The sequence below is a fragment of the Pseudomonas sp. Arb-4-2C genome (genome assembly GCF_055755015.1).
In genome coordinates this window covers 4,186,114-4,210,639 of sequence record NZ_CM146899.1, presented here as the reverse complement: position 1 = coordinate 4,210,639, position 24,526 = coordinate 4,186,114, and the positions used below count along the sequence as shown (strand labels likewise).

General features: G+C 54.6%; 32 protein-coding genes and 2 tRNA genes. 14 read left to right on the top strand and 20 right to left on the bottom strand.

The features are described 5' to 3' along the window. Nucleotides 1-22 precede the first annotated feature (22 nt). Nucleotides 23-99 (top strand) — tRNA-Arg (locus AC0J41_RS19065). Between the two features lie 19 nt (nucleotides 100-118). Here AC0J41_RS19065 and AC0J41_RS19060 read toward each other — a convergent pair. After that, the gene (locus AC0J41_RS19060) at nucleotides 119-637 is read right to left on the bottom strand and encodes a cell envelope protein SmpA (RefSeq protein WP_473013313.1); all 519 of its coding nucleotides are present in this window, start codon (nucleotides 635-637) and stop codon (nucleotides 119-121) included. Between the two features lie 321 nt (nucleotides 638-958). Between AC0J41_RS19060 and mgtE the strand changes: the two genes are divergently transcribed. Continuing rightward, complete coding sequence (gene mgtE, locus AC0J41_RS19055) at nucleotides 959-2,401, top strand: magnesium transporter (RefSeq protein ID WP_025112916.1); 1,443 nt, start codon at nucleotides 959-961, stop codon at nucleotides 2,399-2,401. A gap of 183 nt (nucleotides 2,402-2,584) precedes the next feature. Here the strand turns inward: mgtE and AC0J41_RS19050 are convergent, their stop codons facing one another. Further along, nucleotides 2,585-2,911: an Arc family DNA-binding protein gene (locus tag AC0J41_RS19050; RefSeq protein ID WP_003178899.1), complete on the bottom strand. Its 327-nt coding sequence runs from the start codon at nucleotides 2,909-2,911 to the stop codon at nucleotides 2,585-2,587. 389 nt (nucleotides 2,912-3,300) lie between these two features. Here AC0J41_RS19050 and phnN point away from each other — a divergent pair, with 389 nt between their 5' ends. Further along, nucleotides 3,301-3,870 (top strand): phosphonate metabolism protein/1,5-bisphosphokinase (PRPP-forming) PhnN, encoded by a 570-nt coding sequence (gene phnN / locus AC0J41_RS19045; protein WP_473013312.1) that lies wholly within the window; start codon nucleotides 3,301-3,303, stop codon nucleotides 3,868-3,870. Here the strand turns inward: phnN and AC0J41_RS19040 are convergent. After that, entirely contained in the window at nucleotides 3,845-4,024 is a 180-nt protein-coding gene (locus tag AC0J41_RS19040; RefSeq protein ID WP_025112918.1) for a PA3371 family protein, read from the bottom strand. The two genes, phnN and AC0J41_RS19040, sit on opposite strands and share 26 nt — an antisense overlap. A gap of 20 nt (nucleotides 4,025-4,044) precedes the next feature. Next, nucleotides 4,045-4,275, bottom strand: coding sequence for a hypothetical protein (locus AC0J41_RS19035; protein ID WP_473013311.1), 231 nt, complete (start codon nucleotides 4,273-4,275; stop codon nucleotides 4,045-4,047). Between the two features lie 294 nt (nucleotides 4,276-4,569). Between AC0J41_RS19035 and AC0J41_RS19030 the strand changes: the two genes are divergently transcribed. Both AC0J41_RS19030 and AC0J41_RS19025 read left to right on the top strand, forming a co-directional pair. Next, a tRNA-Arg gene (locus tag AC0J41_RS19030) sits at nucleotides 4,570-4,646 on the top strand. A gap of 113 nt (nucleotides 4,647-4,759) precedes the next feature. Next, the gene (locus AC0J41_RS19025) at nucleotides 4,760-6,100 is read left to right on the top strand and encodes a hypothetical protein (RefSeq protein WP_460063676.1); all 1,341 of its coding nucleotides are present in this window, start codon (nucleotides 4,760-4,762) and stop codon (nucleotides 6,098-6,100) included. Here the strand turns inward: AC0J41_RS19025 and AC0J41_RS19020 are convergent. After that, nucleotides 6,078-6,695: a recombinase family protein gene (locus AC0J41_RS19020; protein ID WP_256808928.1), complete on the bottom strand. Its 618-nt coding sequence runs from the start codon at nucleotides 6,693-6,695 to the stop codon at nucleotides 6,078-6,080. The two genes, AC0J41_RS19025 and AC0J41_RS19020, sit on opposite strands and share 23 nt — an antisense overlap. 176 nt (nucleotides 6,696-6,871) lie before the next feature. Here AC0J41_RS19020 and AC0J41_RS19015 point away from each other — a divergent pair, with 176 nt between their 5' ends. After that, entirely contained in the window at nucleotides 6,872-7,522 is a 651-nt protein-coding gene (locus AC0J41_RS19015; RefSeq protein ID WP_473013310.1) for a hypothetical protein, read from the top strand. A 79-nt stretch (nucleotides 7,523-7,601) separates the two neighbouring features. Here the strand turns inward: AC0J41_RS19015 and AC0J41_RS19010 are convergent, their stop codons facing one another. From AC0J41_RS19010 to AC0J41_RS18970, 9 genes are all read right to left on the bottom strand, one after another. After that, on the bottom strand, nucleotides 7,602-7,868 hold the full coding sequence (locus tag AC0J41_RS19010; RefSeq protein WP_473013309.1) for a hypothetical protein: 267 nt from the start codon (nucleotides 7,866-7,868) through the stop codon (nucleotides 7,602-7,604). A gap of 134 nt (nucleotides 7,869-8,002) precedes the next feature. Continuing rightward, on the bottom strand, nucleotides 8,003-8,623 hold the full coding sequence (locus AC0J41_RS19005; RefSeq protein ID WP_473013308.1) for a tail assembly protein: 621 nt from the start codon (nucleotides 8,621-8,623) through the stop codon (nucleotides 8,003-8,005). A gap of 3 nt (nucleotides 8,624-8,626) precedes the next feature. Then, a complete protein-coding gene (locus AC0J41_RS19000) occupies nucleotides 8,627-8,989 on the bottom strand; it encodes a hypothetical protein (RefSeq protein ID WP_473013307.1) in 363 nt (120 codons plus the stop codon). Nucleotides 8,990-9,041: 52 nt separating this feature from the next. Next, the gene (locus AC0J41_RS18995; RefSeq protein WP_473013306.1) at nucleotides 9,042-9,872 is read right to left on the bottom strand and encodes a hypothetical protein; all 831 of its coding nucleotides are present in this window, start codon (nucleotides 9,870-9,872) and stop codon (nucleotides 9,042-9,044) included. Further along, complete coding sequence (locus AC0J41_RS18990; protein ID WP_473013305.1) at nucleotides 9,869-10,087, bottom strand: hypothetical protein; 219 nt, start codon at nucleotides 10,085-10,087, stop codon at nucleotides 9,869-9,871. The genes AC0J41_RS18995 and AC0J41_RS18990 overlap by 4 nt, the downstream gene beginning before the upstream one ends. Beyond that, nucleotides 10,074-10,505: a hypothetical protein gene (locus AC0J41_RS18985; RefSeq protein WP_473013304.1), complete on the bottom strand. Its 432-nt coding sequence runs from the start codon at nucleotides 10,503-10,505 to the stop codon at nucleotides 10,074-10,076. The genes AC0J41_RS18990 and AC0J41_RS18985 overlap by 14 nt, the downstream gene beginning before the upstream one ends. Next, nucleotides 10,502-10,918 (bottom strand): DUF5681 domain-containing protein, encoded by a 417-nt coding sequence (locus tag AC0J41_RS18980; RefSeq protein ID WP_085730375.1) that lies wholly within the window; start codon nucleotides 10,916-10,918, stop codon nucleotides 10,502-10,504. The genes AC0J41_RS18985 and AC0J41_RS18980 overlap by 4 nt, the downstream gene beginning before the upstream one ends. Before the next feature lie 718 nt (nucleotides 10,919-11,636). Continuing rightward, on the bottom strand, nucleotides 11,637-11,969 hold the full coding sequence (locus tag AC0J41_RS18975; protein WP_473013303.1) for a DUF7957 family protein: 333 nt from the start codon (nucleotides 11,967-11,969) through the stop codon (nucleotides 11,637-11,639). Nucleotides 11,970-12,107: 138 nt separating this feature from the next. After that, entirely contained in the window at nucleotides 12,108-13,481 is a 1,374-nt protein-coding gene (locus AC0J41_RS18970; protein WP_473013302.1) for a PIN-like domain-containing protein, read from the bottom strand. Nucleotides 13,482-14,114: 633 nt separating this feature from the next. On the opposite strand from AC0J41_RS18970, the gene AC0J41_RS18965 reads away from it, so the two are divergent. Further along, the gene (locus tag AC0J41_RS18965) at nucleotides 14,115-14,813 is read left to right on the top strand and encodes an AbiV family abortive infection protein (RefSeq protein ID WP_473013301.1); all 699 of its coding nucleotides are present in this window, start codon (nucleotides 14,115-14,117) and stop codon (nucleotides 14,811-14,813) included. A gap of 253 nt (nucleotides 14,814-15,066) precedes the next feature. Continuing rightward, the gene (locus AC0J41_RS18960; protein ID WP_473013300.1) at nucleotides 15,067-15,306 is read left to right on the top strand and encodes a hypothetical protein; all 240 of its coding nucleotides are present in this window, start codon (nucleotides 15,067-15,069) and stop codon (nucleotides 15,304-15,306) included. A gap of 62 nt (nucleotides 15,307-15,368) precedes the next feature. On the opposite strand, the gene AC0J41_RS18955 is transcribed toward AC0J41_RS18960, so the two are convergent. Further along, nucleotides 15,369-15,635, bottom strand: coding sequence for a DUF6953 family protein (locus AC0J41_RS18955; RefSeq protein ID WP_473013299.1), 267 nt, complete (start codon nucleotides 15,633-15,635; stop codon nucleotides 15,369-15,371). Beyond that, entirely contained in the window at nucleotides 15,635-15,934 is a 300-nt protein-coding gene (locus AC0J41_RS18950) for a YodC family protein (protein ID WP_473013298.1), read from the bottom strand. The genes AC0J41_RS18955 and AC0J41_RS18950 overlap by 1 nt, the downstream gene beginning before the upstream one ends. A gap of 68 nt (nucleotides 15,935-16,002) precedes the next feature. Here AC0J41_RS18950 and AC0J41_RS18945 point away from each other — a divergent pair, with 68 nt between their 5' ends. From AC0J41_RS18945 to AC0J41_RS18935, 3 genes are all read left to right on the top strand, one after another. Beyond that, nucleotides 16,003-16,227: a hypothetical protein gene (locus AC0J41_RS18945; protein ID WP_473013297.1), complete on the top strand. Its 225-nt coding sequence runs from the start codon at nucleotides 16,003-16,005 to the stop codon at nucleotides 16,225-16,227. A gap of 93 nt (nucleotides 16,228-16,320) precedes the next feature. Continuing rightward, entirely contained in the window at nucleotides 16,321-16,506 is a 186-nt protein-coding gene (locus AC0J41_RS18940; RefSeq protein ID WP_473013296.1) for a hypothetical protein, read from the top strand. Then, entirely contained in the window at nucleotides 16,503-16,748 is a 246-nt protein-coding gene (locus AC0J41_RS18935; protein ID WP_473013295.1) for a hypothetical protein, read from the top strand. The genes AC0J41_RS18940 and AC0J41_RS18935 overlap by 4 nt, the downstream gene beginning before the upstream one ends. 727 nt (nucleotides 16,749-17,475) lie before the next feature. Here the strand turns inward: AC0J41_RS18935 and AC0J41_RS18930 are convergent. Both AC0J41_RS18930 and AC0J41_RS18925 read right to left on the bottom strand, forming a co-directional pair. Next, complete coding sequence (locus AC0J41_RS18930; RefSeq protein WP_473013294.1) at nucleotides 17,476-17,877, bottom strand: hypothetical protein; 402 nt, start codon at nucleotides 17,875-17,877, stop codon at nucleotides 17,476-17,478. 311 nt (nucleotides 17,878-18,188) lie between these two features. Then, nucleotides 18,189-18,389 (bottom strand): helix-turn-helix domain-containing protein, encoded by a 201-nt coding sequence (locus tag AC0J41_RS18925; protein WP_473013293.1) that lies wholly within the window; start codon nucleotides 18,387-18,389, stop codon nucleotides 18,189-18,191. Nucleotides 18,390-18,505: 116 nt separating this feature from the next. Between AC0J41_RS18925 and AC0J41_RS18920 the strand changes: the two genes are divergently transcribed. Further along, the gene (locus AC0J41_RS18920; protein WP_473013292.1) at nucleotides 18,506-19,039 is read left to right on the top strand and encodes a hypothetical protein; all 534 of its coding nucleotides are present in this window, start codon (nucleotides 18,506-18,508) and stop codon (nucleotides 19,037-19,039) included. Here the strand turns inward: AC0J41_RS18920 and AC0J41_RS18915 are convergent. Beyond that, nucleotides 19,031-20,242 (bottom strand): tyrosine-type recombinase/integrase, encoded by a 1,212-nt coding sequence (locus AC0J41_RS18915; RefSeq protein WP_473013291.1) that lies wholly within the window; start codon nucleotides 20,240-20,242, stop codon nucleotides 19,031-19,033. The genes AC0J41_RS18920 and AC0J41_RS18915 overlap by 9 nt on opposite strands. Before the next feature lie 253 nt (nucleotides 20,243-20,495). After that, nucleotides 20,496-21,839, bottom strand: coding sequence for a lysozyme inhibitor LprI family protein (locus AC0J41_RS18910; protein ID WP_473013290.1), 1,344 nt, complete (start codon nucleotides 21,837-21,839; stop codon nucleotides 20,496-20,498). A gap of 234 nt (nucleotides 21,840-22,073) precedes the next feature. Here AC0J41_RS18910 and AC0J41_RS18905 point away from each other — a divergent pair, with 234 nt between their 5' ends. Continuing rightward, complete coding sequence (locus AC0J41_RS18905) at nucleotides 22,074-23,678, top strand: response regulator (protein ID WP_473013289.1); 1,605 nt, start codon at nucleotides 22,074-22,076, stop codon at nucleotides 23,676-23,678. Next, nucleotides 23,675-24,367, top strand: coding sequence for a sensor histidine kinase (locus AC0J41_RS18900; protein WP_473013288.1), 693 nt, complete (start codon nucleotides 23,675-23,677; stop codon nucleotides 24,365-24,367). Before AC0J41_RS18905 ends, AC0J41_RS18900 begins: the two co-directional genes overlap by 4 nt. Nucleotides 24,368-24,526 lie beyond the last annotated feature (159 nt).

Genomic DNA, 24,526 nt, shown 5'->3' with positions numbered 1-24,526 from the left:
GTCTGGTCTAAAAACACAAAATGCACTCGTAGCTCAGCTGGATAGAGTACTCGGCTACGAACCGAGCGGTCACAGGTTCGAATCCTGTCGAGTGCACCATATACCAAAAAGCCCGCGTTTAACGCGGGCTTTTTGCTGTCTGCGATTTGGCTTTTCCTTTCACGCATCCCTTCTCGTCAAAATCGACTTGAGCACTGCGGCCTCGTTTCAGGTCGTATCGATAGCTCGTTGTCGATGTCCGAATATTCACCTTGTCCGGTTTGCCGAGCGCGCTTTCGACATCCTGTTGGTTCATGCCGGCAATGACGCGTTGATTGATGATTGCTTCACGGCGCTGCCGGGCATCGATCAGGTTGCCGCATTTGTCCTGCATGCGACCAACGATACCCGGCTCTCTGCCCCTGGTTTTCATACCGGATGTTTCTTCGTGGTTGTGCTCCGGCATGATCGCCACGACAGATCCGGGCGAGTAGGGGTGAACTTGCTGTACCGAAAGCTGTTCATCGCTCGCGCAACTCAGACTGGTGAAGGTGATGCGGCCACCGGGTGCCTCGCATCGATGCAGGGTGGTCGCGGCCCCGGCGGGCGGCAGGCAGAGCAGGGTGATGAGTAAAAAACCGGTTGTTGCAGAGTGCATTCGACGTCCTCCTTGACGGGCTACGCTCAAGGGTAGTCGCTACATTTTTCAGTGGCGGTGTGTTTTCTTTTCAGGATGAGTCGTCGCATTTGCAAGGATCAGGACAGCGCTCAGGTTTGTTTCGCAAGCGCTTGTTTCGGCCGCGATTTTTTAACGTTTAAAACCGTCAGGCGGTGTATCATTGCGCCCGTCAGCCCCGCCGGGGCTTGTGGAAAACCTCCATGGACTTACCCAGTAGTTATTCAGTAGCCCGTTTTACCAATCATGAATTGACTGATTGATCCTTCCGGCGTGCCCCGCTGCTGGGAGTGGAGTTCGCCTATGTCCGAAATCGAAGTAAAGAAAACACAGGAAAGCCTGCAGGATCGCCTGGCTCAGGTCGTTGAGCTGCTGCAGCGCCAGAAGGTCGTCGAAGACCTGACTCATCGCCAGGAAGGCGCGCACCAAGACCGGGTCGAGAACCTGGTTCACCGGCAGAACCTCGTCGAGCTGCAACGCAAACTCGATGATCTGCACTCCGCCGACGTTGCCTACATCCTTGAAGCCCTGCCGCTGGACGATCGTCTGACGCTCTGGCAACTGGTCAAGGCTGATCGCGACGGCGACATTCTTCTCGAAGTATCCGATTCCGTTCGTGAAACGCTGATCGCCGACATGGACGATCACGAGCTCCTGGCTGCCGCCAAGGACATGGACGCCGACGAACTTGCTGACCTGGCTTCCGAGCTGCCGCGAGACGTCGTCCATGAGCTGATGGAGACGCTCGACCAGCAGCAACGCGAGCGCGTGCGTTCGGCCCTGTCCTATGACGAGGAGCAGGTCGGTGCGCTGATGGACTTCGAGATGGTGACCATCCGTGAGGATGTCAGCCTCGAAGTGGTTCTGCGTTACCTGCGTCGTCTCAAAGAGCTGCCGGGCCATACCGACAAACTGTTTGTGGTCGATTACGACGGCGTGCTCAAGGGCGTGCTGCCGATCAAGCGTCTGCTGGTCAATGACCCGGAGAAGCAGGTGGCTGAAGTCATGGCCAGCGATCCGGTGAGCTTTCACCCGGACGAAGACGCCTATGACGCTGCTCAAGCGTTTGAACGTTACGACTTGATCTCGGCCCCGGTGGTCGACAAGAACGGCAAACTGATCGGTCGTCTGACCATCGACGAAATGGTTGACCTGATTCGTGAGGAGAGCGAAAGCGAAGTCCTCAACATGGCCGGTCTGCGCGAAGAGGAAGACATCTTCGCCTCGGTGTGGAAATCCCTGCGCAACCGTTGGGCGTGGCTGGCAATCAACCTGATTACCGCGTTTGTCGCGTCGCGGGTGATTGGCCTGTTCGAAGGTTCGATCGAGAAGCTGGTGGCGCTCGCGGCGCTGATGCCGATCGTGGCGGGTATCGGCGGTAACTCCGGTAATCAGACGATCACCATGATCGTGCGCGCCATGGCGCTCGACCAGGTCAGCACTGGCAACACTTCGCGCCTGATGCGCAAAGAGCTGGCGGTAGCGTTGATCAACGGTCTGGTTTGGGGTGGGGTGATCGGCGTGGTCGCCTATCTGCTTTACGGCAGCTGGTCACTGGGAGTGGTGATGACGGCGGCGATGACCCTCAATCTGTTGCTTGCGGCGCTGATGGGGGTGTTGATCCCTATGACGCTGGCCAAGATGGGTCGCGACCCGGCGATGGGTGCCAGTGTGATGATTACGGCCATGACCGACAGCGGCGGCTTCTTCATCTTCCTGGGGTTGGCGACAATCTTCCTGCTCTAACCGGCCGCAAACAAAAAGCCCGCCAATATGGCGGGCTTTTTTGTGCCTGTTCCATGCCTGATCAGTAACCGGTGGTGAGGGGATAAGTCCCCTCGCCCTGAATGCATTGCCAGGCGGCCAGCGGGTCAAATCGCAGGCAAAAAAAAGCCAGCAATCATGCTGGCTTGAGATGTTCGGTGTGGCTCAGGACGCGTCTGCGGCCATCTCGGCGTCGTGAGCGATCAGCGACACCAGAGCGTTCTGTTGGCGGTGAGACAGCTGACGGAAGCGTTGCAGCAACTCGCGCTCGTGCAATGACAGCTCCGGACTGTCCAGGCGCATGCTCAACTCTTCGCCCAGTGCACCTTCCTGAATAAGACTCTGCTCAAGGCGCGCAATGATCTCGGAGTTCATGCTGCGATGATGATTGCGAGCCACCTCGGCAATGCGTTCACGCATTCCGTCTGGCAGACGTACGACGAACTTGTCAGCCGTACGGCTGGAATAAATTGCCTGTTTCAATGGGCGCATATATTTAACCGGTTAGTTCAGGGGAGCGGTTCTCGGGATTGGCCGCAGGATGTGTGGTAGGACAAGCATCCGCGCCAAATGGTTCAACCTGAATTGTTAAGAGGCCCGCATCATGCCTCAAAATTGCCAGATCATTGGCGTCAATTCTGTGACAAATATTGAGCTGGGTAAAGGCGTAATGCCAGCACCAATTATCAGAAATGCGGACTGGTTTGAAAACTTTGCCTCTGCCCGTATCACTGCCCGCTTCCTGGTGCACATCTGTTGATGTCGTGAGACCTCAGAACGTGCATGCTATGCGGCTTTCAATCCTTGTTCCTTACCTGTACAGGATAGTGGCAATTTGCCGATTTACTAGGGGTAAACACCCGTTGGAGGGCGTTTTCAGGATGGATGGCAGGCTTATTTATCTGATGGGACCTTCCGGTTCAGGCAAGGACAGCCTGATCGAGGCTGCACGTGAGCCATTGCGGGCGATGAACTGCGAAATCATCCGTCGGGTGATTACACGATCAGCGGAATCGGTCGGTGAAGACGCCGTCGGCGTGACGCCCGAAGAGTTCGATCGACGTCAGCGCGCAGGCGATTTTGCCTTGGCCTGGCACGCCAATGGTCTGGCCTATGGTATCCCGTTAGAAATCGACGAATGGTTGAACACCGGACGCCATGTGCTGGTGAACGGTTCGCGCGCCAATCTGCGCCAGGCGTTTGAACGCTACCCGACGCTGCTGCCGGTGCTATTGACGGTCAGGGATGAGGTCTTGCGTGAGCGCCTGCTCAGGCGTGGTCGAGAGACGCCTGAGCAGATCGACGCCAGGCTGGCGCGCAATGCGTTATTCAAGGACAGACGGTCAAGCGACTTGCCTGTGCACCTGATCGACAATTCGGGTGCGTTGGCTGACGCCGTCGACCAACTGCTCGCGTTGATCCGGCTCAGCGCAATACCGGATCGAACTTGATCTTGCGCCCGGCCACCAGCGCCAGCACAAACATCACCGCAAACACGCCGCAGCCAATCAGGGGCAGGGTGACTTCGGTTTCCTCGAACAGCGAAAAATGCACAACGCCACTCAATAAGGCGAGGATCAGAAATCCCGCGGCTGATCTGGACATGCTGTACTCCTGAAGATATTTCAAAAAACCAGACGTTCGGTAGCGCGCGTCGGCAGTGACTGCTCGGGCGTACTGACCGCCTGTGCTGCGAAGTCGCCGTGATCGCTCAGCACCGCCCACTGCGGCGCTTTCTGCACCTGCAAGTAATGCGGCATGCGCTGGGCTACCGGTTCAGTACCCACGGGGACGAAATGAAAGCCCACCAACACTGCCAGAGCGATTGCGTTTGCAAGCAAGAGAGCGCTGTTCATGAGTCCGACTCCGATTGTTCTGTTATACGAACAGACAAAGCAGCCGTCATGCCAACAGTCTAACCGCTGTGAAGTCCTTTAAAAACAAGCATTTGGAAGGGTTTTTCAGCAGGTGCAGGTTGCAATCTGCAATGATGGCTTTTTGGGGTAGTGCAAAATGCACGGTAAATGTTCCCGCAGCCATGCAAGGCGCCTGCCTACACTTAAAAAGCCCAAGGACGACATGACAAATCAAGGGCTGGCCGTTAACATGCACGCCGTCCGTCGCGCCGTGTCCGGCCGTGGCAACTCAGTGTCTCAGTAGCTCAATTGGATAGAGCATCCCCCTCCTAAGGGGAAGGTTGGCAGTTCGAACCTGCCCTGGGACACCATATTATTCAATGCTTTGAGCGTTTACCTACCCTCCAGTTAAAATCCCAAGGGTGCATGGCGGGTGCAGTTATTGATTTCTGTCGATGTCCTACTGCTTACTAAGGAGGGTTAAATGCACAAGGTTTTTACTGAAATTCTCTCTGAGCTCAATGCGATTGGAGAATTCATCGAGTCAACCGTTCCTGCGAATGTTCCTCTAGGACAAGCGGTTGGACATTGGGGCGTGGCTGCGGTTAGTCGATCCAATCTCCACTCCTGGATAAAATCAATTTCCGCAAAGCTACTTTCGGCCGATCCGGATGATCCAGGTAGCGATTTGCCAGAGCTCACCGAGTTCGTTGCTGCGCTTCAATGGACGCGGGCTAACAGCTTGACGCAAGTTGTTTCGCAAAACGCGACATCGGCCCTTCCTGCGCTCGTGATCACCCTTCAAGCTTTAGAGAGGCTGTTGCTTCCATTTACTGAACCCAACAGCAAGCAAGCACTAGAAAATAGTAAAGCGCTTCGAAAAGCCGCTACTCAAATCAGAGGGATGGAAAGCCGTCTTAGGGAGATTTCGCCTAAAGCTGCCTCCGTTCAGACAATGGTGGAGGGGATTGAGCGGGCATATGAAGCCGCAGATCAGCTACCCGCTGACCTTGAGATGTTGAGCGAGGCAAGACACAAGATTGAGTCTATTTCTGTTGAAGCGGAAAAAGACAGGGCTCAGATCTTGGCCGCTCGTGAAGAAATCATGGCGCTCAAAATCGCTCTGGATGCGGTTAATGCGCAAGCTGGCGAAGTATTGAATAAATGTGAGTCTGTTTACTCTTCAGCCACGAGCGTTGGGTTGGCAGCGGCCTTTACCGAACGCTCAGCTTCACTCGATAAATCTATGTGGCTTTGGTTGGGTGGGCTGATCACTGCGCTTGCCGTAGGAGGGATTGTTGGCACAGGTCAGCTGAAAGCTTTGACTGTGTTGATTACTCAGCCAGGTGGCGCGCCAGTTTCTCTTATAGTTCTGAATATGACTCTTGCTGTTCTCTCAGTGGGTGCGCCAGTCTGGTTTGCATGGCTAGCAACGAAGCAGGTCGGCCAGCGCTTCCGTCTTTCTGAGGACTATGCGTTCAAGGCTTCAATATCCAGAGCGTACGATGGCTATAGCCGAGAGGCCGGGCGAATAGATCCCAAGCTTCAAGCGAAGCTTTTGGATTCGGCACTATCTAGGCTGGATGAGCAACCTTTGCGCCTCGTAGAGAACGCAAGCTACGGCAGCCCTTGGCACGAGTTGTTCGCGTCGGATGTGGTCAAAGACGCTATGAAATCAATTCCCAATTTCGCGAGCCAAATGAAGGATTTCGCGAGCGATGCGCTGGGTAAGCTAAAAGCTCGGCCAGAAAACGTCGCTGCGAACTCAGCCCAAGTGGTAGTACCGCCAGGCGAAGAAAAGCCTAGCTCGGCATCGAATCCCTAATCCGTAACACAGTGGTTGTGGAACAGTTTGCATGCCTGGCTGTTGCACGAATGCCTATTCCTGCAGCGAGTAATTCATTTACTCGCTTGTGCAGATCGACATCCACTGGTCTCCCTTGGTATTTGCCCGCGGCCTTTGCTTTCTCGATTCCTTGGGCCTGTCGTTCGCGGCGCTGCTCGTAATCCTTGCGCGCGATCGCCGCCATCATCTCCACCAGCATCGAATTAATCGCGCCCAGCATCCGACCGGTAAACTCGTCGCCTTTGTTGTCCTGCATTCCTTGGTGACTCGTTGGTAGATCGAGCGCGACGATGCGCAGGCCCGTGGAGTCGATCGCGGCCTTGAGCTTCTTCCAGTCCTCCACAGGAAGCCGTGAGAGGCGGTCTATCGACTCCACCAGCAAGACGTCACCCTTGCGCGCATCTTTGAGCAGGCGCAGCAGCTCAGGGCGGTCCGCCGACGCGCCGCTAGCGTTCTCCAGGTACACACTCGCGATTACCTTATTGTGGTCTGTGGCGAATTGCTCGAGCGATGCCCGGGCGCGGCCGGCGTCCTGCTCTTCGGTCGATGCTCGGAGGTATGCGCGGATGAACATAATGTGCGGCCCGTATCAGTTAAGGTGTTCTACTAATACTGTTACACTATGAGTGTTACTTATCAAGCGGAATGCGCAAATAAAAACGAATTAGCGCGTATCAGCTCAGGCATACCATAGAGAACACCACTGGCAGCAAGTATCATGGCTGTTCGATATCCTAGGTTCTTCATCCAATGAAAAATCCTTATGCCGTTGGTTTTTACGGCCTGCTCGTGGCATTCATCGTCATAATTTGCGGAGTTTTCTACGCTACCTTCACAGATGGCAGGGTGGAGAGCGCGGACAAGGCTTATAGCTTCATCAACTCCGTGTCCGCGCTCCTCCAAGCGATAGCCGCTGTATTCGTAGCTGGGTTGGCTTTCAAGGGGTGGAATAGCTGGAAGCTGCAGCTCATTCACGGCAAGGCGCTGGGTGTGGTGTGGGATGCAAATGTTGCTTTTCGGGAAATTGAGGTGAGCCTCAATATTCTGCGAGCGAAATGGATACGCTCCTATGATCAGGGTGTTGATCTTCGATCAGAGATTGAAGCGGCAGGAAGCGTCGGTGCCGCATTGGAGAAATTCAAAGGCCATTGCATCTTGCTGGACAAGGTGGTCGTTAAGAATCAATGGGAGTGGCAGAATCGAGCAACAGAACTCAAGGGGGCAATCGTTCAGCTAGCTACTGAGCAAGCCAAATCAACTTGGCGTGAAGGCTCAGGATTGAGAGGCCTTTTAACATCTAAAACAGAGAAATCTATAGCTGAAAAAAGTGCAAGTCTCCAAGCCGTCATAGATTCTATCGCGTCAAAGCTAGAGGCTCTCGAGGTTAAATACTCAGCCTGATTCATCGCCTGGAGAAAGGCTCAATCCCGATTGATCGGAGGATTGCGGAAGCAACACGATGTGAACGCCCCAGATCAGCTCAGAGGCAGGACTTGGCGCTGGCGGCACGGCGGTCAGATATCCATCCCATGCTACTGTCGGAGAAGAACTCAACTTTTGTTCGGCCGTTGCTACCGGTGACGTTGACCATCTCACGGTAGTTGGCGCTGACGACAGTCCTGCCGCCGCCCGGCTTGGGCTGAAGGCTCACGGGGTAATGAACTCCTGCCAGTGATTCATTCTGCCAAGCATAGAGGATGCACTCGGCCACCTGCTGTTCAGGCTTTGCAGACGTGTAAGTTTTCATCGGGCCGTCTGCTCTCATCTCTTGAGGTGAGGCGGTACACCCTGCGAGAGCCGAAGCGATGGCTCCTACGGCGAAAATCCTTTGCATGATCTTTTCTCCTCGAAACGGGCGAATGTATCACCATCGGGGGAAATTTACGCTTTGTCCTCAGCGACAATCGACGCCGAAATCACAATCCCGCCCCACCGGCGTTCGCCGATGCAAATCGGGACAGGGTTGCCGCTGGCCGTCGTGTTCTTCGCGCTTCCGAAGGCGTAGGACGGCGCGTTTTCTGGCGATGTGCTGAGCTTCAACCCAGAGGCCTGAGGGCTGAGCATTTGAATAACGCCGCCGGCGGCCATGGATGCGCCGGCTGCCCCTACGGCACCCCAGGCACCGCCAGCCGCAAAACCACCGAACCCTCCGGTGGCAAACGTTGCGATCGCGACCAGTGCTATTCCGATGACCGTCTGCATCATGCCGGCGCGCTTGCTGCCGCTGATCACGGGTACGATTCGAATTTCACGGGCACCACCCATCTGCAGCTCTTTCTCGCCGACGTTCTTCCGATTCCGGAACACGGCGAACTCTAGACCCTTTCGTTTTGCATCAGCGAGGTACTTCGCAAACCCGGGATGGTTGACGTCGATCGCCTTCACGGCTTCCCGCGTGTCGCCGGTGGAAAGCTCGTAAATGTGTTCACGCCCGAACAGCTTGCCGGCTGAGCCGCCCAGCAGGATTCGGGTCTTGGTGCCGTAGTTGGTGGCCATTGCCATGGTTTACTCCTTGGCGCCTTCGGCGCTTTTGTTGGGCACCGAAACGCCCAGTCGGATGGCGAGCAGCGAGCGCGACATACGCGCCTGGTCGACCGTCACCTGTTCGTGACGCGGGTCGTAGTTCCAGATCCGGTCGTAAATCCCCTGGTAGGCCCTGGCACCCCGGAAGGTGCCGCGTAGAAGGTCGGCCGAAACCCGAGCTTCGTCCTCGGTGAAGAACGGCCCGTCTATCGTCACCTTCTGGCCGTCGCGGACGTGCTGGACATCCCATACGACGTAGCCAGAGTCAGGGCCTTGTTTCAGCGTGTAGGGTGCAAAGCGGGTTGTCTTGCAAGCCTCGGCGAAGCGCTCCTGGTAAGTGGTCAAGGTATTTGCCCCCAGTTGGCGGCCGCACCGTGACGGCCGCAAGTCGAACCGCTTACGCGGCTTCGGATTCTTCCTCTGCTTTTGGTTTTCCTCGGGCCGGGATCTTGTCCAGCCAGGCGCGCAGAGCTTCGGAGCCCTCGCAGCCGGATCGCCATTTTTCGAATCGACCTGCGTAGCCTGTCGAGTTTGCAATCATCCCGCTGAGCGACACACCGACCTGCGAGGTGGTGGCGAGCACATCGTCGTAAACGGCCAGCATTTGACGGAGAGCGTCAATGTCATCTGCGCGAGAGGCGGCGATGCCCGCCCGCGAAAGGCTCGCTGCTGCTTCAAAGTTGAGGCCAGAAAGCATCGGATTTGCTCTTAGCACTGCTTCGACGATATCGGGGTGGCCACCCTGGCGCGCTTCTGACATGAGGTTGCGGCGTTCTTCCGGACTGAGGCCTCGCACAAGGGCTCTCAGTTCTTGGTCTGCGAGAAAGCCTGCGATATCGCTACTCGCGCGCGGAGTGACAGGAGAGAAGCCTTTGGTGACGGTTTCGGCCAGGGTGAGCATATCCTTCGCGACCGACTGCATTGCAGGAAGTAGGGCGTCTGTCACGCCTGCGATTTTCTCTTTGCTCAAGCGCTCGATCGCGGACGAGTTGAAATCTTTGTTTTCCCGGATCGAGACGATCTCTTCGCCGAAGTCTTTGAAGGTCTCCAGCGCCAGTGTTTGAAGCTGGCGAGCGGACTTCATCAAACCGCCGGCTTGCCATACTCCTTTGGTCCCGTCCGGACGCTGGATAGAGAAGGTGTGAGACTCAATGCGGGAGTGCTCGTATTCGGAGTAGTGGAGGTGGGCCAAGCCGACCTTGAGAACTGAGCGTTTGCCGATTTTCATTGCGTTACCTTTGGATTGTTTGGGATTGGAGTCGGGCGGTCGGAGCACGTAGAGGCGTTGAGAATTTCGAGGAGAGACGTTTCCCCAATAGCGGCGCCGCCGACGGCTTCGGCGCTCAACTCGTCCATCAGCTGACTGATCTGCCGAACGTCGCTACTAAACTGGGAGTCGCCGGCGGTCTGCTTCAGGCGGGCGATTTGGTTACGGATGTTCATTGCGTGCCTCCACGATCCGCTGGTATTGCTCTGCAGCGTGTTGCTCAACCGTGACCCCTTCAGGAGGCCTCGTAACGATCCAAGCCCCTTCCTCGGGGGCGACGCGCATATCGAGAATGCCGACTTGAGCTGTCCGGCCGGCGCGCTCAATTTGTCGAGTGTGAAGAATGATGGCTTTCGCCATTTGCTCACCCTGGTCGCTATCCATCTCTGCGAAGGGGAAGAACAGCGATACGTTCCGCCCCTGAATTCGATAGTCGACTTGGTGCCCAGCGGTTTTCGGAAAGTCTTCTTCCGCTTGGATCTCTCTGGTATTCGCTCGGATCACTGCGAGCACAATCAGCAGCACTGTTTCATCTGCGGCGCCGATCTTCTGGGCGATCCTTTGTAGTTCTGCCTTCAATGACTTGATGCTCATTGCTGCATTCCCTCCATTTGCGTGCGGAGTTCTTCGACGGCCTTTTGAAGCTCGGCGACCTCGATCACTCGGGCGACGGCGCCCAAGCCTTCTATGAGTGACTTGCCTTGGTCGGGCGCGAGTTGTCCGCCGGCAACTGCACGCATGATTGATTTGGCTGCGCTCGGTAGGTCCGTATCGTCGAGTTCAAATTGCACCGGCTCGGAGGTCGGTTTGATTGGCGGGACAAGGCGTTCAAGGATCAGTCGGCAGGCTTGCATATCGCCCTTCTTGGCAGCCGCGAGCACCTTCTTTGTAACTGCGTCCGCACCCTCGGCAAGTCGAGCGCGAAGTTCCTGTGTTTGCCCGGAGCGCCCACCTGGGTTGCCTGACTGCCCGGGCTTCCATTTCCCGCTCTTGTCGCGCTCAGTCATGCGGCGGGCGATTCCATGGCAATGACCGGTTTGTTTTCCGCAAGCGCGATGAGGAGGGCGGATGCCTGGATGCTTCCTTCGCTGGCAGCGTCGCGCAGGCGACCCCACGCCGCGGCTACCTCTGAGCGAGTCGGTTTGTGTTGTCGACCTCGAGCGGTCTTGGCTGTGTTCATGGGCTGGCCTCGAGTGGATTTGAATAGCTTCAAACCCACATTAGGCATGATCTGATCTTATATCCAGTGTTTTTTGGGTGCACCTCAGATGCTACACAGAACGGGACGAAATGGGACTGAAATAGTTGGTTTTGGGGGATCGGAAGGAGGATTTTTTGTTGCAGTAAGTCGATAGTAGGCAAAGTGATACAGCTGCTCAGGTGAACTCATCGTTCACCCTCAACCTGAGGTCGGATAATTACGGGGAAGTGGCGGGACTTCCTCAATTTGAGGAACAACCCCCAGTGGGGGAAGTTGAACGATCCAACCCACGTTGGGGGCCGGATCTGCCATCCCATTTCGGTATGGCAGGTGTCGCGACACGTTTTGCGAATTATGAAAACGTGTCGCGTACTCGATGCGCTCAGTTTTGAGCACATCTTCCCCCAGCGGGGTAATACCCCGGATATGAGGGGGTTCGAACTACCGAGAGATCCTCGGCCGTTCGCGGACAGGGCAAAGTGAGAAAATCCCACATCTGTATGAATGGCCCAAAAGTGAGCCAGTCATTTCGTAAATCGAGTCTCTAGCACCTGGCCAGACGCTTCATCGATCCGGCAACTGAAGCCAGCAAAGTTCCCAACCCACAGCGGCTCCTCGTTCGTCACGCCGGTATAGGCATCCACGATCCCCATATCGATGTCTTGCGCGCGCCATAGAGGGTTGCCGGATTGGTCATAGCAGAAGAGGTTTCGAGCAGGAATATCCCTCTCAAAGGCCATCCAGTCGAATGTCACAATCACTCGCTCGTCGATCATCACAGCTTGAAGGGCGGGGTACTCGGCATCGAAGCTGATCCCGTTGCCAAAAATCCGTTTGCCGCTGACGTTGAGTTGCATTCGACTTCTTCCTTTCCCTGAATGCTGCGATGCAGCTTCCCCAAGATACCCGCTGCGACGAGATTGCCCTGCTCTAGCCTGCTGTCAGGATGATCTAGACGAAGTCGAAGGTGGCGATTTTGTGGCAAGCCGCTTTGATCAGAATGGTGGCAGGTTGTTGTAGTTCGATTCTGTGTAAATATGTAGGCTTCCGGTATCGCCTACGATTCTAATCTGTCCTATTGCAATGTAAATATTATCTTCGGTTGTGTCGATTTGATTTTTGAAAAGGTGATCGAGTAATTTTTCGCTTTCGCGCTGGCTGTCGACGATGAATACCAATGTTACTGTTGTAAAGGTGCTTATCATGCTTGTATGGATGGCTTTCTTAATCAAGTGCAAGATATCGAGCGTTGAAGAGTTTTTCACTAGATGTACTATGTAAGCATGTTTTCTATGGCTGTCGTCTGCAACGAAGTCGGGGAAGCCACCTGATAAATCGTCAAGCATTGGATATTTGTCTAGAATCCAACTAGCGACTGCCAAGTATGTCGTTGAGTTTGGGTTGTTCTTATCAAATAATATTGTTTGTCTTTTCTTGTTTTCTAATGATATGTCACGAACCTCAAGCATGGTTTCTTCTGATACTTTGGCTGCTAGAAACTCATTAGCGTACTTTAAAAATCCATCAGGTTTGTACATGAGAAATGTGTCTAATTTGCCGACTCTATGAGCTTCATCAATTAGCTCCGCACGAGGGCCGATGGTTTTCGGTCCGTCAAAATCTATCTGCTGCCACCAATCCTCTTTCGCATCATCAGTAATGAATATAAGTTTTTTTTGCTGGCTGTTAGCGGCGTGCTTTAATAATTGGTTCCAGACGAAGTAGTCGCCAAATTTTTTTTTGTAAGTTATGCCGTTGTGATAGAAGTCGTCTGGTCCATCTTTGTCTTTATCACTATCTTTGTACCCTGGTGGAATTTTTGATTTATATCTTGCTTCGGCCTCTTTATGTATTTTGTCAACGTCTGCTTGGGATTGGAATGCTGCGCCTACTTTTCCGTCGAAAATTTCTTCGATCTTTGTTTTTATAGGGTCGGGTGCAGTGAGCGTTTGCTGGCTCTCTTGAAGTTTGTCCAGTTCAGCCAGAAAAGTTGAAGTAAGATTCTCAAATCCAGTTGTCAATGGTTCTGGATTGATCAAAGCGTGTCTTTTGGTGAGTTGCAGGTTGTTAATGCTGTTTGCAAGGTCGGTCTTTGCTTTTTCAACGACTTTCCGAATATCGGAAAAGCGGCGGCCTTGTGCAGCAATTACTGTAAGTCGGTTGCGCTGAAACTCTAGAGCAACGTGGTGTGGTATCCAGATGCGCTCAGCTAGTTTGTCTAAGGTTTCGAGCAACTCCTCACGAGTGCGCTCATGGTATCGATATAAATTGAGAAGCACATTGGTATCGAAAACGAAGAGAGCAGTTTTCCACGTTTCGGCGTGATCGGCAGATGCTGTGTAATCGTACTGCGGAAAGAGTCCCTTCATGTGCCCTCCAGGCAAGTCACACCCAGCGTGAGTGGGTGGCCATCGATATGGCATCATCTTGCAGGCTTTTGGTTCCATTGTCGAAAGCCTTCAGTAGCGATTCCGTCCCGATCCGGCGGTTCTGCTCGAAACGGTCAGCCCTGCGCTTTCCTGCGTAATGAAATCGAGGTTCTCATCTATCGTTGAAGCAGCCAGCACACGTTTTCACTTGACGCCAATTGACTGCCACCAATGCTCTATGTCGGCCGCAAAGCGATAGCTCAATGGAGGAATGCATATGCTTACCCACTGGATTTTCGTAATGTTCATCGGCGGTCAGCCGGTCATGACAGAGCAGAAGGCTTCTGAGGCGGACTGCAATCGGACGCTCGTCCGCGTTGTTGCATTGACCCGTACCACGGGCAAGGACGCGATCGGTGCCTGCTACCTTCGTGCAACGTCAGATTAAGACGGAGCGGGGGGGAGCAAACCGCTTCACTGAGATCAAAACGTCACACTCCACGAAATCTCACTGGTTGGACCGGAGCTTCGCAGGCTTTTACTAGACATGGGTGGTCTAGATTACGGAGGTCTGGTATTGGTTTTGGCCTGCCGCTCGCGCACAATGACTTTTTCAAAGGGAGTCAGCTTGAAATGGCACTAACACAGGAGCAGGAGGCATTTGCAGTTGGTCTCATTGATGGTGCACAGAGAGTATTCGAAAACGCCGATCGGCTTTTCTATGAAGCAGGTGTACTGGCTGATGTAGGGGCATTTCCTAGAGCGTACCTGTTACATCAGATTTCACTCGAAGAATGTGGGAAAATCGAGATATTAGGTGCCGCTATCGTCTCTCACCTAATTGGAAAAGAGGTGGATGTTAAATCCCTATCTAGGGTTTTTAGGCGTCATGAAAGCAAAAATAAAATGAATGCGTACTTTCTTCCTTTCTCTGAAGAAGAACAGGTGGCGGAAGAAAGTAATGATATTGCGGCAGCAGTTAGCGCATTTAAAATAGTTCAGGAGGAGTTTCATAAGGCATCAAATGATTTAAAAAACTCTTCGTTATATGTTGATTTTAATGGTGCTTTTACTTCCCCGGTAGATGTCATCTCTCAAGACGATTACGAAAAGATTCGAGCGCAAAACTCGACGTTTATGGGACTGACAAATCTTAAGGTGCAGATGTTATCTAGGTGGCTGGGGGATCTCAACGGAGCGGTGAAAGAAGCGCAAGAGATTCTTAAGCTGTTGGATGAGGAAAATCTGGGCAAAAAACCTCTGGCGGAAGTTCGTGATGTGATGACTCAGCGTTTAAAAGATATAGCTAGAGAGCGGAATAATCAGCAATAGCGCTATCCGCCGGCGCCGATCCTCGCCAGGTCATTCGGCAGATGCGCCTGTAGCTCCCACCATCGGTGGAAGTCTAGGGTATTCCACCAATGGTGGAGTACCGAGGTTTCCACCATTGGAGTAAACCTCCCATGCTTTCTACGACCTTGTCGCGAAAGTGTCGGTGAGCCCAAAACGGAAAATACCGCTTTGGCGTCTATCTACGCTGTGTTGATGTAATATTGCCATCATCAACCACGAAAGGAGACTCGATATGGATGAAGATATGATGCGCAAGGTGCGGGAAGCAATCGACAACTTCCCACCGCGGCCGGACCTAGACGCACTGATCGAAAGTGGCGATTTAATCAAAGTTGTTGGCGGGTACCAAGCTCCGACGGAGAAGGGCCGCAAAGCAATTGAGAAATACACAGTCGGCGTCACGATCAGCAATAAAGGAAAGCCTCCGGTTTATCGCCTCAGCATCCAACGAAAGCGTAAGACCTCCGTTTGACGCCTTTTGTCCGCTGGAGATGCGAGCAATAGTGCTCACATCTCGCGGCACAGCTAGTTATTTCACCCACGGGCATCTCGTCCAGGATCGTCCTCTGCGACTCTAAAGCGCCAGTAGCGATCTGGTTTTACCCAGACAACGTTATCGGGTGTGAGCTTGCGAAAGGCCGCCAGTAGTCCTTTATCGAGAACTTGGTTGCCGTCGGCGTTCTCGGTCAGAAGCTCCTCATGCCCAGCTTTAACGATGTGATCAACGACATCGTCCTGGTAGACGCACGCGTTGCGCTCGATCTCCGAGAGCATCCATTGCGCAACAGACGAGGAATCCATTAACTCGCCCCAGGGGTTTTGGGCTCGAGAGACTCGGCTTTGAAATCACCGCTTTCGAGTTTCTTCCCAGCAAACCATTGGCATGTGTAATAAAAATAACCCTTATCCCAGCGTTGAACGGTCATATCGGGGCCGCCCGATTTCAATTTGACGATATCGCCAACCGCGAATTCTGTTCCTGTAGCCATGATTTGCAAGCCCTCATAAGCAGGGGACATCCCTGTGCTTTCCATATGGGGGGCTGGCCATTTGCTTTCAAGTGTTGCTGGCGTATCTGCCGGGGTGCAATTTTTTTGCATCCCTTCTCTTGTGTCAGCACTAACGCTATGACAATATGCTTTTGCGTCAGCACTAACAGGAGGCAAGCATGGAAGATCAGGACAAGGGAAAGCGCACTGGGGCGGATCGACAGAGAGAATTCGCGGAGCGCCAGAAAGCAGCAGGTTACAAACGCACCACGGTGTGGATTCACGAAGAGACGGCAAAGGAGGGAATCAGGGCGGCAAGGGCAGGGGAGCCGTTGGAGCCGATGGGATCAAAAGACCCGATGAGCTGGGCGGCGGGCTGGATCAGCGAAAAGGGCAAGCAGTAACTGGCTGAGGATTTAGCCGATTGAGAAGGTGGCCAACCCGGTGTTCGAGCACCGGGAGGGCCTATCACACGACGAAACTTGAAGGTACACGTCATGCAATTTAAACAGAATACCATCCAAATTTTAGACGCGCACGGTCAGGTCATCACCACCATGGTGCTGCCGGCCAATATCAAGCTGGCTCAATTGGCACCACTGAAGATACTCGGCGACATCAGTGTCAAAGTTCTATCAGGCGCCGCGCCATTTCGCGGGATCTGTGTAGGGGGTGTGCAATGAGCCAGCCAGCCGCTCGGATCGCCGACGAAGCTCTTGAGTTATTGCGTGCCACGCACGAACGCCTCAGCAATATGCGCGTGTTGTTCAACGCCATCACGAAGGACCTGAAGCACGGCAAGTCGCACGATATCGAAGAGCTGGCCAGCCTCGGCAGCTTCCTTGGCTACGACTGGGCCAACTACGTCGATAGCGAAGTCGAGCAGATGCAGAAGTCGCTCGACGCGGTGGAGGTGGCCCAATGAGCGTCACGTGCCTGGGGACTGGGAAAAGGGTATCGCTTGCTTCGATGTCGAGATTTCCGAACTGGCTGCTCACGACGAAACGGAGGCGTTCCATGCGATCCAATTCGCGATCGTGGGGATGGGAGGGCGATGTACAAGTCTGGAAACGGGATTCATCGATCGCGTAGCCCGGGCGGCGGTGATTGGTCTCCGTTCGCTGCGTGCCGGTGCTGAGCAGTTCACTCCTGTAGACGTTGACTGACAAACTACGAAAGCTTCGTGGTATCCAAGGCACTACCCCGTTACAGGGTGGTGCCTTTTTCGTTGTTGGATGGACCGGCGATTATCGACCTTAGCCCTTTTCAATTTGGTAGATCAAATCCGTCCTCACTTCTTCCGCACACGGGCGACACATACCTATCAGCGTCCAAGGAAGGAAGTCGAGAACAAGAAAGGTGAAGCCTCCAACACGTTTACATTTGACTGTGTGACCATGCGTGCAGCGAGACTGTTTGTAGGTCTTGATGCCCATATAAATAAACCCGGTGGTGGTAATTTAATAAGACTGGGATTTTTTCCGTTTACTGCTATGCCCTGAAAGCCCCGGTTTACGGGAAAACCACTGGGAAAAAATCCCAGTAGATGCTCGGTACGCCTGAACGACCGGACGCAACCAGACATTTCGCCAATGCTGAGTGGGATAAAATCCCAGTAGCAGGCGGAAAAAATCCCACCGAAAAATTCGAAATCAGATGAACTTGAATGTGGGGGGACCTGGTCTCACTTCCAGATCTTTCCCCGGGCACTCGTCTATCGCCGCCCAAGTGATCGCGTACAACGCACAACGCGCCATTCCTTTTTCGCGGCCCTTCCTGTACTCCCGCGTGCGAACGATAAGTCCAGCGTCCAGAAGCTCCTGTAAAGCAGAAGCGAGTGTTTTTGCATCCATAGGCCTTCCTTTGGCCAGCATTTCGGCGGTGCACGAGAGATCGCCGTTGTTCCGTCCGTTGTAATTTCGGGCCAGCTTTATGAGTACGGCAATCGCTTTAGGCGTTAGATTGTCGAATGCGGAATGAGCCAGTAGCCGATATGGAAGCGCCAGTACACGACCGCCACCGAAATCAACCTTGTAGCCTTTCTTTCTGGCCATTAGAAGCTCACAGGCAGGTGCGAGTGCTCGCCCCAAAGCAGGGGTAAGCACCGCAAATCTGAATTAGGAAACTTCACGTATCGCGACGAATTTCATATCGGGGGAACGCGGACGGCGCACTTCTGAGTTTTGGTATGCCTGCGGTTTATTCCGAGGCGCTTTCTGGCTACCGCATTGCTGGCGAGTTGAGGCGCTGGTATTCGTCCGGGTGCGGGCAGTAGAATCGATTTGTCTCATCTGTGGCTTCCCAAAGCATTCCGATGTGATACGTCGAGTCAGTGGTGCAAACACTGACTCGACACTTCTCCCTCTCATCGCGCACCTTCTCGGGCAGCGCGCTCGATCCAAGCTTTAAGTTCAGTCATCAGAATCAAGCGCCTCCGGCCTAGCTTGAATGCTTTCAGGTCTCCGCTAGCTATTAGTTCGTATATCCCGGAACGCGAGTGGCCGACGATTCTTGCGGCATCTTCAACGCTCACCGACAGCGGTGCGAACTGTTCTGCTTGGCTCATATGTTTATCCTTGATCGATGGGGCGGACTGTACGATACTCGTCCGGACGTAAACATCGTATTTGTAAGTAACACGATCTGCAAGCAAAATTCTTGCAGGCTTTGAGAGGCTCGCAGATGGCTAACCGTTCCAAAAAGGTCGTGCTTTCGACCCGAATTGCTCCCCATCTCAAGGATGGCCTAGAGCTATTCGCGCGCGTAAAGAACATGAAGATTGTTGAAGCGATCGAAGAGCTCATTGATGTGGCGCTAGAGAGCTACCACATCGAATCGCCCTTACGGGATATGGATGGAAAGAGGGGAAAGGTTCCAGTCTCAACTCTGATTAGCTGGCTCTGGTCGGAAGACCCAATAATCTACAAGTTACGGCTTGCTTATTTGGGGCATCAATATGTCGATGAAGAGACTTTCATTATCGCCGCTCAGGTGATGGGAGACAGGTTCTCAGGTGACTTTGACCTTTTTGAGTACACTCGGAAAGCGGCGTCCCACAGGCGGCCACCGGAGGCCAGGGCCATAGATATTGATAAAGTTCGATTGGAATGGAACTCCCTCACGTCATATGCGAAATTCGTCGTTTCAAACAAGCCGTTAGTAGTGGATTACGACGATTTTGTAATCATGTTGGGAAAATCTAAAAAGTTAAATTAACTCAACTGCCGCAGCCTTCGTGCCGGGCGCGAGGTGGGCATACCTAAGTGTCATCTTGATATCGGCGTGCCCCAGCAGATCCCGTACTGTGTTGAGCGGTACGCCGGCCATCACTAGACGTGACGCGAAATCGTGACGCATATCGTGCCAGCGGAACCCTTCGATATCCGCTCGCTTTAGCAGCTTGAGCCAGGCGCTTTTAACGTCCTCCAGACGGCCGCCTTCCTGACTCGGGAAGACGTATCGAGATTTGCCGGCCAGCTTCTTCCATTCCTCCAACACACGCACCGTTTCCTTGTTCATAGGGATGTGTCGTGTGTCGCTTGTTTTGGTTGTGGTGCCGGCGGCAGTAATCGTCTTCGTTTGGAAGTTCACCGCGGACCATTTCAGGTCGAACAGCTCTCCGCGTCTCATGCCAGTATTCAGCGATACCAGGACCATAGGCTTTAGGTGGTCGGTGAATGGGACCTGCAGCAAGCTCGGCATCGGTTCCTTGCCGCGATCCGCTCTCCACTTGTTCGCACTTTCGCGCTCCACCCGCGCTTCGTCTTGACGGGCGTCGAGTGCTTCCCGAAGCCGTTTTGTCTCTTCAGCATCCAAGTAGCGGACCAGTCCCATCGAGTCGACTTTTAAAGCTTTGAGCCTGTCCATTGGGTGGGCATCGATGTACTCCCATTCAACTGCTCTGCTGAAAACCCCGCTGATGGAGCCCATTTTTCGATTGACCGTCGACGGCTTGTTGCCTGACTGCATCCATCCCGTGCGGATCAGGTCCAGGTCGCGGCCGGTGATAGCGTCGAGACGCTGAGGCATGATTGGCTCGAAATTGTTGTTGAGCGTGTGCAGGGTTTTCTCATGCCCTTTGTGGTGAGTCTTGAACCAGGGCATGTAGGTGTCATCGATGAACTCGCGTAAGGAGGGGAGGGTGGCGCCTCTTCGTCCTTGGCTAACGACTAGCGGTTCCCCTAGCGATCTAGCCTCTGCAAGATACTGAGTAGCCTCTGCTCGCGCTTGCTCCAACGTCAGTATGCCAATACGACCTAAAGTCTTCTTGCGGCCCCTAGCCCAGGTCACTACATAGGATTTGGCGCCGGCGGCAGTGACGCGCACGAACAGACCGCCGACGGTGGTATCATGGACCTCATATTCGTGGCCGGTTATCTGCAGGGACGCCAGCAGCTTGGCGGTGAGCTTCTCTTTCAATTTGTTCCCATGGGTGCATGGTGGGTGCAAAAAGAACTATACGGCGTCGTTTTCACGGACACAACCGGACGAAAAACCCAATAAATGCGGGGTTCGGCCAGTGTTTGTTGGGGTTTGGATAGCCCTCCTAAGGGGAAGGTTGGCAGTTCGAACCTGCCCTGGGACACCATCATTCAGAGCCTTGCAACAGCTCGCAAAAAAAAGCCCCGTGCAGGATGACCTGCCGGGGCTTTTTCATGCTCGTATCAATGGCTCAGTTCGCTGCGCCACCGTCAGCCTTGCCAATCGAGGTGCTGACCTCAGTCACATGTCGCCGCCCGTTGACCTCGTAACTGCGCCCGTCTGCATCAGCGTCCGGTTTGCGCAGTGCCAATTGTGCAAACAAACCATGTTTTTCGTCGTAGCTGCCAAACCAGTCAACCAGTTTTCCGATGTAGCAGTCGTTACCGATTATCACCGGCAGGTCGAAAACGTCTTCCACTGAGTAATGCACCGGGCCGTAGCTGTAGTAATCGTTCTCGCCTGCGCCGTTTGCAGGAATCGGGCAAAGAGGCGTGCGCTGAGTGTCCACGCTACCGGTCTGCGCTTCGTTCGCTTTGGTGATTGCCCGATTGAGCGTAAGCCGCAGATCAGGCTCCAATTCGAAGGTACTGGTGCCGTCATCCTTGTGTTGAGTGGTGGGCACATTCAGGGAGTAGCTGTATCGCACCGTCACGGTGGGTACTTCACGATTGATCTTCAGCGGATTGAGCAAGTAGATGTGATCAGCACCGTAGGCACCGTTGCGGTAGGCGACGTAGATATTGCCGCGAGCCTTGATCCAGTACGCCGATTGGTTGGCACCACGATCATTGGTGTAGAACAGCGCGCTTTCAGGCTCGGAGGACCTTTTGATAAACCGGTCACCGTCTCGGCGCCAGGTTTCCACGTAGGTAAACATGCCGGTGCCACCAGCGTAGGTCTGGACGATCAGGTCTCGCTGCCCGTCGCCGTCCATGTCCAGCAACGAGTAGGAGGTTTGCCCGGTTTCTGCTGCCGCGTCGATGTCGCTGGCGGTCAATGCCTTCCATTCATCCGGTGTAACGTCTTTGGGGATCGTCGATGGAAAGTGCGTTTGCTCGCTGGGGTTGTCTTTGTCAGAGTCGCCTGAAAACGATGTCTCTCCAGAATTGATCACCAGTGAAGCCAGCACTCGTTCAACCGCCACCTCTCGATTGCCGCCCTCGCTGGCTGCCTGAATGCTGCGTTGCAGATCTTCCAGTACCTGTTTGTCGATGCCGGTAGGTCTGTGCGCCACGGCATCCATCTGTTGCGCCTGTAATAACTTCAGTCGGTCGCGATAACTTTGCTCAAGGCAAGCAACGTCCGCTTCGCACTGATTACGTGTCTTGAGCCACAACCGTTGTGTGCGTTTGAGTTCAGGTTGCCTTTCACCGGTGATCTTCATCAGTTCCCGATAAACCGCGCTCATCTGCGCATCCAGTTCATACACGCTCTTACTGGCACAAACAGCGTTCTCCACCGCACTCACCGCTTTCGCACAATCCATTCCAGCCGCCATCGCCTGCTGGAAAAACAGCAGCGCACAGGCGGACACGATGCAACGTCCTTTGATGTACACGAGATAAACCTTGTAGTGGAAAGGTAAGAAGTCGCGCAGGGTAATTGCTGCGCAAGGAATCTTGAAGTGCTCGCTTCAGGGAACGTCACTTGTGGCCGATAACCCACTCGGTGACTTAAAAGTCGCGCGAAATCGCTTGATAGCATTTGGCCGGCAGCTATCATCTGCGCGCCTGAAATTGCCCTCACTTCAATTGCCTGGAAATCCTCGATGCTGTCGTATCACCAAAAGAGTTTTCTGATCGTCGATGATTTCTCGGATTTCCGCAGTTCCGTGCGTTCGATGCTGCGCGAGCTCGGGGTCAAGGATGTGGACACCGCCGACACCGGCGAGCAGGCGCTGAAGATGTGTGCGCAGAAGTCCTACGATTTCATCCTGCAGGATTTCCACCTCGGCGACGGCAAGAAGAACGGCCAGCAGGTGCTTGAAGACCTGATGTCGGAAAAGCTCATCAGCCATGAAGCGGTGTTTGTCATGGTGACGGCCGAGACCAGTCAGGCGATGGTGCTCAGTGCCCTGGAGCACGAGCCGGATGCGTACCTGACCAAGCCGTTCAACCGCTCCGGCCTGGCCCAGCGCCTGGAGCGTCTGGAGCAGCGCAAGACGTTGCTCAAACCGATTCTGCAAGCCCTTGATCGGGGCAAACCGGTCGAGGTGCTCAATGCCTGTATTGCGCTGTGCAAGCAGGACATCCGCTATTCGCCGTTGTGCCTGCGCTATCGTGCCGATGCGCTGCGCGACATGAACCAGAACGAGGCGCTCGAACGTCTTTACGACAGCATCATTGCTGACCGGCCGTTGCCGTGGGCGTTTGCCGGGCTGGGCAAATTGCTGTTCAAGCGTGGGCAAGTGGCGCAGGCCAAAGGCGTCTACGAAAAAGCGCTGAAGGTGTTTCCGATGATGCCGGCGCTGTATGACGGCATGGCCGATGTGCTGGTCGCCGAGGGCGATACCAAAGGCGCGCAGCGGGTACTGGAAGAGGCGATTCGTTTGTCGCCGCTGGCGGTGCGCCGGCAAGCGCTGCTCGGCAAACTGGCGATGGCCAACGAAGACTTCGACACCGCGTCCCGGGCCTATCGTCAGGCGGTGGCGCAGGGCGCGCAGTCGCGCTTCAAGGACCCGGAAAGCAACCTCGGTCTGGCCCATGCCTTGATCAGCAAGGGCAGTGAGCGCGGTCTCGACACCCGCACGCGGCTGGAGATCAACACCACCCTCAGCGCTGTGGCGAAAGAGAACCCGAGCGACCCCGGCCTGCAGATTCGCGCGCGCCTGATGAAGGCCACCAGTCTGTTGCTCAACGATGCCGAAACCGCCGACAAGCTCACCGAGCAAGCGCTGCTGCGCCTCGACGGCATGGAGCAGTTCATGAGTCCTGAGGCGGCGTTGCTGGTCGCCAAGCAATTGCAGATGCTCGGTCAGGCCGAGGCGGGCACCTCGATGCTCAAGAGCTGCGCGGAGATCTACGGTGATGACCCGGCGGTGATGAAAGACATCGCCAAGCTTACCGACGACCCGACTATCCTCAGTTCGAGCAACGCCGCTGCCGACCTCAATCGCCAAGGCGTGCGCGTGTACAAGACCGGCAACCTGGTGGAGGCCCGTGAGGTATTCCGCAAGGCGCTGAAGATGCAACCGAAGAACATCAGTATTGCGCTGAACATGGCCCAGTCACTGCTGCACGGCACCGACACCAACGTGCCGTCGGCGGAGCTGGAAGAATGTCGGGCCTGCCTGAAACTGGTTGGCCTGATGCCCGACACCGACGCGCGTTTTGCGCGTTATCAGAAGCTGAAAAGCAAGGCGTTTGGCGAATGAACCACTTTGATCCGGCTCTGGACTTCTCCACGGTGATTGCCTCCACCGTTCACGACATGAAGAACTCATTGGCGATGCTGATGCAGGCTCACAGCCAGTGGCTGGCGCGTTTGCCTCAAGAGCAGTGCGGCGGGGCGGAGCAGGGTGTGATCGACTTCGAGTTCGCCCACCTCAACGGCATGCTGGTGCAGTTGCTCGGGCTGTACAAACTCGGCGTCAACCAGATGCCGCTGCAACCGGCGTATCACGAGCTCGATGATTTCATCGAGGCGCAATTGGCGGCGCATCAAGAGGTGTTCGCCAGTCGCGGGATCATCGCCACCTATGAGGTCGATCCGCTGAGCCCGCTGGGTTTCTTTGATCGCGAGTTGATAGCGTCGGTGCTGGGCAACTGCATCAACAACGCGATTCGTTATGCCCGCGAGTCGCTGCTGATCACGGTCAGTGACGAGGCCGGGCAGTTGGTGTTGAGCATCAACGATGACGGCGACGGCTACCCGGCCGAGATGCTCGAGCGTCAGGCCGATTACGTGCAGGGCATCAATCACAGTAGTGGCAGCACTGGGTTGGGCCTGTATTTCGCCAACCGCATCGCGGCGTTGCATCAGCGCAATGGCGTGGTCGGGCATACCGAAATACGCAACGGCGGACCACTGGGCGGCGGGGTGTTCAGCCTTTATCTGCCGTGACCCGGGTTTTTGTTTGACGCTGCTTGATATTCCGAACAGCCGGAGCCTATTTTGTACGGGTCGCCGTTCGCGGCTCGCACAATAACAAGGATTGCGTCATGACAACCGATGGCCAGCGTTCACTCGCGCAGCGACTGACCGGCATTGATGAGATTGAAT

Bases quoted from the DNA above. Each gene is read 5' to 3' on its own strand.
- AC0J41_RS18935 (WP_473013295.1), top strand. From the start codon at position 16,503: ATGAGCCAGCCAGCCGCTCGGATCGCCGACGAAGCTCTTGAGTTATTG.
- AC0J41_RS18965 (WP_473013301.1), top strand. From the start codon at position 14,115: ATGGCACTAACACAGGAGCAGGAGGCATTTGCAGTTGGTCTCATTGAT.
- AC0J41_RS18940 (WP_473013296.1), top strand. From the start codon at position 16,321: ATGCAATTTAAACAGAATACCATCCAAATTTTAGACGCGCACGGTCAG.
- AC0J41_RS18995 (WP_473013306.1), bottom strand. From the start codon at position 9,872: ATGAAAATCGGCAAACGCTCAGTTCTCAAGGTCGGCTTGGCCCACCTC.
- AC0J41_RS18930 (WP_473013294.1), bottom strand. From the start codon at position 17,877: ATGGCCAGAAAGAAAGGCTACAAGGTTGATTTCGGTGGCGGTCGTGTA.
- AC0J41_RS19050 (WP_003178899.1), bottom strand. From the start codon at position 2,911: ATGCGCCCATTGAAACAGGCAATTTATTCCAGCCGTACGGCTGACAAG.
- AC0J41_RS19005 (WP_473013308.1), bottom strand. From the start codon at position 8,623: ATGGCAATGGCCACCAACTACGGCACCAAGACCCGAATCCTGCTGGGC.
- AC0J41_RS18950 (WP_473013298.1), bottom strand. From the start codon at position 15,934: ATGCAAAAAAATTGCACCCCGGCAGATACGCCAGCAACACTTGAAAGC.
- AC0J41_RS18980 (WP_085730375.1), bottom strand. From the start codon at position 10,918: ATGACTGAGCGCGACAAGAGCGGGAAATGGAAGCCCGGGCAGTCAGGC.
- AC0J41_RS18990 (WP_473013305.1), bottom strand. From the start codon at position 10,087: ATGAACATCCGTAACCAAATCGCCCGCCTGAAGCAGACCGCCGGCGAC.
- AC0J41_RS18905 (WP_473013289.1), top strand. From the start codon at position 22,074: ATGCTGTCGTATCACCAAAAGAGTTTTCTGATCGTCGATGATTTCTCG.
- AC0J41_RS18955 (WP_473013299.1), bottom strand. From the start codon at position 15,635: ATGGATTCCTCGTCTGTTGCGCAATGGATGCTCTCGGAGATCGAGCGC.
- AC0J41_RS18985 (WP_473013304.1), bottom strand. From the start codon at position 10,505: ATGAGCATCAAGTCATTGAAGGCAGAACTACAAAGGATCGCCCAGAAG.
- AC0J41_RS18970 (WP_473013302.1), bottom strand. From the start codon at position 13,481: ATGAAGGGACTCTTTCCGCAGTACGATTACACAGCATCTGCCGATCAC.
- AC0J41_RS18975 (WP_473013303.1), bottom strand. From the start codon at position 11,969: ATGCAACTCAACGTCAGCGGCAAACGGATTTTTGGCAACGGGATCAGC.
- mgtE (WP_025112916.1), top strand. From the start codon at position 959: ATGTCCGAAATCGAAGTAAAGAAAACACAGGAAAGCCTGCAGGATCGC.
- AC0J41_RS19015 (WP_473013310.1), top strand. From the start codon at position 6,872: ATGAAAAATCCTTATGCCGTTGGTTTTTACGGCCTGCTCGTGGCATTC.
- AC0J41_RS18960 (WP_473013300.1), top strand. From the start codon at position 15,067: ATGGATGAAGATATGATGCGCAAGGTGCGGGAAGCAATCGACAACTTC.
- AC0J41_RS18920 (WP_473013292.1), top strand. From the start codon at position 18,506: ATGGCTAACCGTTCCAAAAAGGTCGTGCTTTCGACCCGAATTGCTCCC.
- AC0J41_RS19035 (WP_473013311.1), bottom strand. From the start codon at position 4,275: ATGAACAGCGCTCTCTTGCTTGCAAACGCAATCGCTCTGGCAGTGTTG.
- phnN (WP_473013312.1), top strand. From the start codon at position 3,301: ATGGATGGCAGGCTTATTTATCTGATGGGACCTTCCGGTTCAGGCAAG.
- AC0J41_RS19040 (WP_025112918.1), bottom strand. From the start codon at position 4,024: ATGTCCAGATCAGCCGCGGGATTTCTGATCCTCGCCTTATTGAGTGGC.
- AC0J41_RS18945 (WP_473013297.1), top strand. From the start codon at position 16,003: ATGGAAGATCAGGACAAGGGAAAGCGCACTGGGGCGGATCGACAGAGA.
- AC0J41_RS19020 (WP_256808928.1), bottom strand. From the start codon at position 6,695: ATGTTCATCCGCGCATACCTCCGAGCATCGACCGAAGAGCAGGACGCC.
- AC0J41_RS19025 (WP_460063676.1), top strand. From the start codon at position 4,760: ATGCACAAGGTTTTTACTGAAATTCTCTCTGAGCTCAATGCGATTGGA.
- AC0J41_RS19010 (WP_473013309.1), bottom strand. From the start codon at position 7,868: ATGAAAACTTACACGTCTGCAAAGCCTGAACAGCAGGTGGCCGAGTGC.
- AC0J41_RS19060 (WP_473013313.1), bottom strand. From the start codon at position 637: ATGCACTCTGCAACAACCGGTTTTTTACTCATCACCCTGCTCTGCCTG.
- AC0J41_RS18900 (WP_473013288.1), top strand. From the start codon at position 23,675: ATGAACCACTTTGATCCGGCTCTGGACTTCTCCACGGTGATTGCCTCC.
- AC0J41_RS18925 (WP_473013293.1), bottom strand. From the start codon at position 18,389: ATGAGCCAAGCAGAACAGTTCGCACCGCTGTCGGTGAGCGTTGAAGAT.